This window comes from Brevibacterium linens (assembly GCF_003999335.1).
Lineage (GTDB): Bacteria > Actinomycetota > Actinomycetes > Actinomycetales > Brevibacteriaceae > Brevibacterium > Brevibacterium linens.
In genome coordinates this window covers 1-7,590 of the sequence record NZ_CP026735.1, presented here as the reverse complement: position 1 = coordinate 7,590, position 7,590 = coordinate 1, and the positions used below count along the sequence as shown (strand labels likewise).

Here is a 7,590-nt window from a genome sequence, read left to right as displayed (position 1 = left end):
GGTTCCGGCGGGGGGAGGCTTCTGTCCGAGCGTAGCGAGGTCCGCTACGGCGACCGCTGGAACTGGCCCCATCTCCACCCTCGGTCTGACCGGAACTGATCTCACCCGCATGTGAGGACACCACACGCAGGGCAGCACACGACTGCTACGCAGAAACGGTCACCTCGCCAGAAACCTCAACCACGAGGCCAGCGGTACCCCTTGATACGTAGACAGTGAGCGCTAGCTCGCGGTCCCGGTGACGATCTGGAACCAGTCGAGGATCGGAGTGATTCGGTCCGGTGGACAGACGGCGAGGATCGTGACGACGAAGACGATCACGGCCGCGAGGGATAGGTGTGCAGGGATGCGGTTCATTGGGTACTCCTAGCGATGGCGGATAGTTCTCCTGGTTCCTATGCGGCGACGGTGTCCATGTGTGGGATGCCGGTCGGTGTCGCCGTTCTGGATCGAGCCTGACACGCAGCAGGGGCATCCCTTCCTTGTGCGGCTCTGCTGTCAGTATCGGAACGGAGTCTCGACCGAATTCTCGCTTGCGAACTCATCTGCGGCGGATCCCTCACCGAGGTGCCCCGTGGATGGCTGAGCCTGGAAGCTCAGGTGTCGCTGGGTCATGCTTGCCGGTGACGCCAAAATGGGGTAACATGGTAACGAGTAACATAAGTTACCCGTTACCAATTGAAGGAGTTTCCACCATGACCGATGACCAGTCCCCTGAGACCCGCGCCGAGGCAGCCGCCCGCGACCTCGCCGACACGGGCAGGGCCGTGACTGCCCGCGCGATCCGCGAGGCCGCGAAGGTGCGCATGGCCGTCGCCTCGGCGACCGCGAAGGCCTGGAACGATGCAGCGAGTGAGGATGACCATGAGACCATCCCGGCTGTGCCCGAGGATGTGACCGGACGCCTTGAGGCGATCTGGGCTGATGCCTATCGGGCCGCCCTGGCGGCCGTGACGCCCGAGCGTGACCAGTTGCGTTCTGATGTCGATGCACTCCGCGTCGAGGTCGAGGGGCTGACTGCCGACGTTGAGACTGTTGAGGCCGAACGCGACACCGCGACTACCCAAGCCGACACCCTCAGGAAGGAACTCGCCGAGGCCAAGGCTGAGGCCGAGAAGTGGTCAACGGAGGCAGCCAAACACGAAGCCGCACTGAGTGCAGTCCGAGACCAGCACGACAAACTCAACGAACGCATCACCACGCTCCTCGAGACACAGGCCAAACGCGAGAACTAACCCCGTAGCCGGCAACGAAAGAAAACCGGCGCGAAATGACTATGAATCAAGCACACCTCTGGCACCACAGTGCATACGGGGACATTTCCGTGGGGAGGTAACGTGACGGGCAAGGGTGTGGCGGATGCCTGTGAGGAGCGCAAAATGACCACTTGTAAGGTCTGCGAGACCTCGTTCGAGACCCGGGGTGAGGGCCAAAGATACTGCTCGGCGAAGTGTAAACAAGTCGCGTATCGGCAACGAGCTCGCACGGGTCGTGCAGTGCCAGAGGATGCAGTTATGGAGCTTGAGTCGCTGCGTCGTTCCCGGGACTACTATCGGCGCAAAGCTGACCGTCTTGAGTTCGAGCGAGACATGGCTGTGCTCGACTCGCAGCTGATGAAGCCGTTCAACTGGACCACGAATCAACCGGTCGTTGAGCACCTGACTGATAGTGAAGAAGACGAGCTGGAGAAGCTCAAACGCTATGTTCGACAGCGCGAGAAAGACGAGTGGCGACGCCCGTTCTCCGGGATGCGCAAGACTGGCCGACGGGTCGCGTTGAGTGTTGGTGAGGCCAGTGAGTTCACGTATGAACTCTACGAGGACGTGGCGACTCTGAGGGTGAAACTCGATACAGCAAGTGCCGCACGGGTGTGGCAAGACTTGGGGTATGCGGACGAAGATGAGTGGTGGTCGAGCATCCTTGATGCCGCTCATGACGACCTGGGGCCGACAGCTTTTGACGATGACGAGCACAGCGAACCTGAGTGGTTGAAAACCCACGACGGAGCAACGTGTGAGCTCGGTGTCGAGGGTGTTTCTCCTCGTCCTCAACATCCACCAATGACCTGTGGAGGCACAGGCTCAACGTGAGAAGTGACTATGCAGAACAGGTCTGGTGTGGAGGGGGAGCAAGCATAGCAAGTGGCAACCACTTGCGCTTCGATCCGGTGATCGATGCACACAGGGCAAGCCCCGGACCCGGTATCGCTGCGCGGGATGAAGCGAGCAACGGCTTGGGTGAAATGCGAGTGTGTGGTTCGTGCAATGGCACCAGACTGCCGGGAGCCGGCGGGGTTGGAAGTGCGGAGCGAGCTATACACTTCTCCCGGGATAAGTGGCTCTGTCTGGCGTTGCACTGAGCTGGTGATGGGAGAGGAAATGATGATGAGTGACCGTTTTGATATCGAGTCAAGGTGGCCGGACGTGTTCGAGGGTTTGGATGATCAGCAGCGTCGGAACGTGGTGGAGGCGTTGGCTGCGAACTGGCATGAGGGGTGGATTCCCAACAGGGAGGACGTGGCTCGGCTAACAGCCAAGGTGCGTAGAGACATCACTCGCGAGGAGTACGTTGCGCAGACGGTTGCGGCTGCGCAATCTGCACGCCGTCAGTAATGCAAGAGGTGTGATGGCTGAAGGTGTTCGTGTGGTCGGGTTCATGGGTGGTGTGTGTGTCTGTGCAGGAAGTCTGGAGTGTCCCGCGTGTGGTGTCGTGTCAGAGATGAAGGTGATGATGGCACGAATAATGAGGGTAGGTGGTCACAACGTCGTGGCGAGTATCGATGAAGGCGATCGCGACGGGTGAACCGTAGTCCGTTCTTCACCTCTGCGCAGTACCGGCTCGGTGACATGCTCATGCGGTGTGAAGCGGACTGTCGACAAGTTCGAGTTCCCCCGGCGTGTACTCAGGGACTGCTCGACAGCTCGCAAGTGAAGATATTTAAATATGTTCTAGTTTCTTCAATATTTTCGCTCGGGATCTATGTAGCTTCCACCAGCTGTAAGTTCCCGTGGCCGTGACCTTCCCCAGTTCTTCGAGACCAGGTAGATCTCGATCCTTCAGGGTCCTGTCGATTTCCTCTTTATCCTTTCCCTTCATCGATTCAACTAAAGAGTTAGCTTCTTCGACTCGCGTGTTCGAAAAAGGATGGGAAGACAGTTCTTCGTCTATATCTTTCAGTTGATTCTCCAAATCAGACTGAGAAGGATTTTTGAACATCAACGTATCCTACTTTCCGAAGACACACGCAGCGGCAGCTCGACCAAACGCACCGGCAATCGAAGCCCAGGTGCCCATCGACGCGATTCGGGCGATATCCGGTGCGCTCAGACCCAATCCAACCAAACATTTGACGATGAAATACGGCAGTGCGTGTGTTTCCACGGAGACCGGATAGTCGACTTCCCCTGCTTCTTCCTCACTGATAGTTTGCGCCAGTGTTCCATCGTGTATCTGGAACTCAGTTTGCACCTTTTCCCCGTTCGCATCTGTCGCCCTGGCTGCTGAGACTGCGAACTTGGTCTCTCCAGATTCGTCGACAATCGTGTCTCCCTTACCCGAGTCCACGAGTCTATCTCCGGCCTCTAAAGGGAGAGTATACGAAGCGGAATCGTTCTGTCCCTCTCCGCTGATGACGCCCGCGAGTTCGACACGGGACTGGCTGGTTGCGAACTGTTGGGAAGCCTCTGTGCTCGTTACTTCGCTGCCTGTCGCGATCCCTGGATTCAATGTCACCAGCAGGGTTGCTGATATCGCAGCAACCCCCGCAGTGGCCGTCCTTTTCATGCTTGGTCGTATAGCCAACATGATTGTCTCCTCTAGCTGAAAAACCTGCATAAACTATGTAATTTACATCACGCTACCAGGCTTGCTGTACAAGGAAAACAGGCGGTTATAAATGATTACAGCAAATGCATATATTAGCTACGATGCGATCAAGTTCCAGGTCAGGCTTTTCGGGAACGTGAGATAGGACGTTCTTCTTCACTGGTAATTACGATGGGTTGAATCAGCTGACATTATCTGTGGACCGCGCAGAGTGTCTTCACCGAGTATCTGTCCCCTGCGGTAGTGACGGTCGAGTTGGAGACGCCACACACCTCGCAGGTCGTGTAGGCCTTCGCTTCGGTGAGCCAGCTCGGGTGTCACCTATCCGTGTACCAGTCCCTAACCTCCGCGCAATACCGCCTCGGCGACATGCTCGTCGATGGTGGTGTGGAGCAGACTGTCGATAAGCTTGGAGAGTGCCGATCCAAAAACTTCTGCGGAGTGCCTCATGTCAAGATCCCCGGCAGATGGAACCTTGTCACGGTCGGAGAGCAGGAGTATGCTCAGTCGCCCAATTAGCCTTGCCTTTTGGATCTGGCCAGGCACGAGGATAGGAGAGTGAAATGCTCAAAGGTGACAGCACTCGACTGATGGGCGCTAAGCATCTCGTTCTGGCTGTGGCGGTCGTGGCCCTGGGAGTTTTGGGAGTAGCTGCCCCGGCTAGTGCTTCGGCTTCCCCATCGCATGAGCAGCAGGAAGTTGTTGCGTTAGATCCCTATGTTGCGGTCACTGAAGCCACGTGCAGAAATGGAGGCGGGTACCCGTTGAACGGTATATGCTTCGGCGGCCGCTGGGATGGAGCGATCATAATCGTATGAGCTTGCCAAGTGGAGAACTGCAAGTTGGTCGTCTATGCATCGATGGGTGGGTAACTCCACGCTTAGAGGCCGCGATTCGAGAGGCCGTACAACTAGCAAATGAGTCACCGGGTGACTACCTCGGGGTGGAGCATGTCATGCTTGCTCTTATTGCCCAAGGCGATTCTCCGACGCTGGTTGATCGCGTAGTTCCTGTCGAGACCGTTCGCGAATGGCGCGACGAACTGAGCAAGGTGATTGCCTCAACGAAGCCAGAGATAGCTTCCGATTCGATCAATGTCAGTGTTGAACGTGAGTAATGCGAAATCGAGAAACCACGGCCACTATCAAAACGCAGAGTGGGCGAACGCTTCGGGACTCAAGCCCGACCACTTCGTCATGACGCCGTGAACCGGAGTGCCTCAGGTCAAGACCCCCGGCTAACCAGGGCCGTGCCTCACCTAATTTTCCCCCTGTGGGTTGTGCAGAGAGTCTTCACCCAGGAAGGGCCGCTCGTAGTGACAGTCGAGTCAGAGACGCCACACACCTCGCAGGTCGTGTAGGCCTTCGCTTCGGCTGCATCGACGAGTTTGTCCACACGTTCTCGGTTGTCGTCATTGACGCTCATCTGGTCGTAGTAGAACCGTAGGCCCCCGAACTTCTCCTTGATCTGATCGACTTTGTATCCAGGTTCGATGCTGCCAATCTTGTTATCGAGATCGAGAATGAGCGGGTACCAGCCTGACTGGCACTCCGGATAGATCCTTCGGCGTTCATAGAACTGAACCATCTGGTCTTCGTCCAACAGTCCTCCGATCACTTGCTTCTACGAAACAGCCGGCGCAAGAACGAACCGCCGGCCGCCGACTCTGACCGGGCAGGCTTGTCCACGGTCATACCGTTGTGGTCGACGTGCTCGGTCACGTCTGAACCTGACCGGTCAGCCCGGTCTCGAGGCCCGGCTTCGAGCATCCGCATGGCCGTACGGACGTCATCAAGATTGTTCTGCAGGGTACTCACATGGGTACGCAGATGCTCAACCTCACGTTGCTCAGTGAGTAACTTTTGCTCAAGGTCGTGGAGGGCTTTCACCTGCGACGATGATCTTTGACCATAGTCACGACCATGGTCATTCTCGGCGTGAGTAAGGTCGGTGACTACCCCTTGACCATGGTCAGGTGGAGACGGTTGACCAGGGTTGAGACCGGCCGCAATGAGATCAGTGACCGGAATCGTCCAGGCGCCCCGGGCACCCTGGACCGCATTGGGCAGAGACCCGTCCTTGAGGCGGCGACGTATCGTGGCCGGAGAGACCCCGCACTCACGCGCAGCCTGTTGCACGCTCCAGGACGGTCGCGGCGATCCTGCTGTCGTCATTGGTCGTGGGCTTCGAGCTCGTCGCGTCGACGCCGTTGAAATGGCGAGAGCAGTTCGGGCGGCATCCGCCGCACCTTCATGTCTTCGAGTGCCTGGATATCCTCGGGCGTGACGTGGATGTTCATGTGCCCACGACCAGCGGTGAGCGCCAGCTTCTCCGAGGCGACGGGAGTGCCTGTCTCGCCGCAGGCCGGGCACTCCCATCGGACAGAGGTGCCGCCGTTGACGGGGAGAACGAGAACGTCCATGAGCTTCCCCGACAGGTACTCTTTCCGCAGTTTCGCCCACTCGCTGGCCCACGCTTTTTTCTTCTGCCCGTAGGTGCTCATGATTCGTCCTCGGGCTGGTCTTTGAGAGCGTTGTGAACGGTGCCAACGGAGCAACCGACCTCGTTGGCGATCGTACGCATCGACAGACCTGTCTCGCGCAGCTCACGAATCCGCAATCGCCGCTGTTCCGCGCGGCTTAGATAGACCTCACGAGGGTCCGATGTCCACCTCTTAATCGTGCGTGGGTCCACACCAGCACGTTCTGCCAGCTCACGGATAGTCAGCCCATTACGGGGGATTCGCTCACGAGTGGCCATTGCTGATTGCCTCCATAATGCGCTGGCGGGTGGCCGCGCGGCGAGCTTCGCCACTGGCAATGCCGCCCTTGAGGCCTCCTTGTCGGCCGGTGTTGCGGTGGTAGGCGGCGGACTTTTCTTCGCTGGTGGTGCGGGAGTCGAGCCACCCGGTGTAGCGGGTGGTGATCCACTTGTAGAAGCTGCGAATGGTGGCCCTGATCTCGCTGGCGGGCAGTGCCTCGCTGAACGTCGAGTTCATCTCCTGGCACAAATTGACGATCGCTGCTTCGAGGTCGTGACGGTCCTCTGGCGTGGGGTGTTCGTTGCGCTTCCGGATGGTGCGCGCGACCCGGTACACGTCCCACCTGACGGTTTCGAAGAGGGTGCAGTTGCGGCCGAGCCCCACGGGGTTTTTCCGCTTGGTGCGCTGCCAGGAGTCTGGCGGCATGAAGTCTGAGACGGTCAGGTGCTCGGTGAGCTCGTCGAGGTTGTAGAGGTGATCGGTCAGCCAGGAGGCTTCCCACTGCTCGTGGGTGGGGTTTTTCGTGATCAGCCCGGAATAGCCCTTGTCGCCGTCAACGGACCGGCGCAGCCCCTCGGTCACGGCGGCGGCGTAGGCGAGTGGTTTGCGTCTGGCGTACTCGGTGCGGGTGACTGGCTCTGCAAGTGCCCATACGGCGTGTGCGTGGCCGTTGGCAGGGTTCTCGACTACGGCGTTGGGTTGCCAGGCTTTTCGGTTCCACATGGCGCGCATGAGCGCGTCGGGGTGGTCGATGTCGACGACAAGGAGATTCGACAAGGATTGGGGGTTGGCCTCGATGTAGCGCAGCTCCAGGGCGTTGTGGCGGCTGGTGCGATAGATGCCCTGGAGCAGATCGTCAGAGGCCAGGGGCCACAGCGGCAACCACATCTGTCCCCACGTCTCCGTGCTCGCTGTACTCATAGCCCCACGTTCCCATGGCGTCTGAGTTCAAAGTGGGATTTTGCTCGGTGTGTTCAAAGTGGGTCTCGAAAGCAATATCAGAT

9 protein-coding genes are annotated in these 7,590 nt (G+C 58.5%); 3 read left to right on the top strand and 6 right to left on the bottom strand.

The window, feature by feature from the left end:
* Nucleotides 1-222 precede the first annotated feature (222 nt).
* Nucleotides 223-357: a hypothetical protein gene (locus CXR29_RS17870; protein ID WP_009885498.1), complete on the bottom strand. Its 135-nt coding sequence runs from the start codon at nucleotides 355-357 to the stop codon at nucleotides 223-225.
* A gap of 338 nt (nucleotides 358-695) precedes the next feature.
* On the opposite strand from CXR29_RS17870, the gene CXR29_RS17205 reads away from it, so the two are divergent.
* Both CXR29_RS17205 and CXR29_RS17200 read left to right on the top strand, forming a co-directional pair.
* Nucleotides 696-1,235 carry a DNA-binding protein gene (locus CXR29_RS17205; protein WP_096161820.1) on the top strand — a complete coding sequence of 180 codons (540 nt, stop codon included), beginning with the start codon at nucleotides 696-698 and terminating at the stop codon, nucleotides 1,233-1,235.
* Between the two features lie 279 nt (nucleotides 1,236-1,514).
* Nucleotides 1,515-2,090: a hypothetical protein gene (locus CXR29_RS17200; RefSeq protein ID WP_009885496.1), complete on the top strand. Its 576-nt coding sequence runs from the start codon at nucleotides 1,515-1,517 to the stop codon at nucleotides 2,088-2,090.
* A gap of 1,135 nt (nucleotides 2,091-3,225) precedes the next feature.
* Here the strand turns inward: CXR29_RS17200 and CXR29_RS17190 are convergent.
* Nucleotides 3,226-3,804 carry a hypothetical protein gene (locus CXR29_RS17190; RefSeq protein WP_127365393.1) on the bottom strand — a complete coding sequence of 193 codons (579 nt, stop codon included), beginning with the start codon at nucleotides 3,802-3,804 and terminating at the stop codon, nucleotides 3,226-3,228.
* 835 nt (nucleotides 3,805-4,639) lie between these two features.
* On the opposite strand from CXR29_RS17190, the gene CXR29_RS17185 reads away from it, so the two are divergent.
* Nucleotides 4,640-4,942, top strand: a complete 303-nt coding sequence (locus CXR29_RS17185) for a Clp protease N-terminal domain-containing protein (RefSeq protein ID WP_125178126.1) — start codon at nucleotides 4,640-4,642, stop codon at nucleotides 4,940-4,942.
* A gap of 137 nt (nucleotides 4,943-5,079) precedes the next feature.
* On the opposite strand, the gene CXR29_RS17180 is transcribed toward CXR29_RS17185, so the two are convergent.
* The 4 genes from CXR29_RS17180 to CXR29_RS17165 all read right to left on the bottom strand — a co-directional run bounded on the left by CXR29_RS17180 (nucleotide 5,080) and on the right by CXR29_RS17165 (nucleotide 7,474).
* Complete coding sequence (locus tag CXR29_RS17180; protein ID WP_125178127.1) at nucleotides 5,080-5,427, bottom strand: hypothetical protein; 348 nt, start codon at nucleotides 5,425-5,427, stop codon at nucleotides 5,080-5,082.
* 568 nt (nucleotides 5,428-5,995) lie between these two features.
* Complete coding sequence (locus tag CXR29_RS17175) at nucleotides 5,996-6,328, bottom strand: hypothetical protein (protein WP_009885501.1); 333 nt, start codon at nucleotides 6,326-6,328, stop codon at nucleotides 5,996-5,998.
* On the bottom strand, nucleotides 6,325-6,585 hold the full coding sequence (locus CXR29_RS17170) for a helix-turn-helix domain-containing protein (RefSeq protein ID WP_081448679.1): 261 nt from the start codon (nucleotides 6,583-6,585) through the stop codon (nucleotides 6,325-6,327). Before CXR29_RS17170 ends, CXR29_RS17175 begins: the two co-directional genes overlap by 4 nt.
* On the bottom strand, nucleotides 6,572-7,474 hold the full coding sequence (locus CXR29_RS17165) for a replication initiation protein (RefSeq protein ID WP_009885499.1): 903 nt from the start codon (nucleotides 7,472-7,474) through the stop codon (nucleotides 6,572-6,574). The genes CXR29_RS17170 and CXR29_RS17165 overlap by 14 nt, the downstream gene beginning before the upstream one ends.
* Nucleotides 7,475-7,590 lie beyond the last annotated feature (116 nt).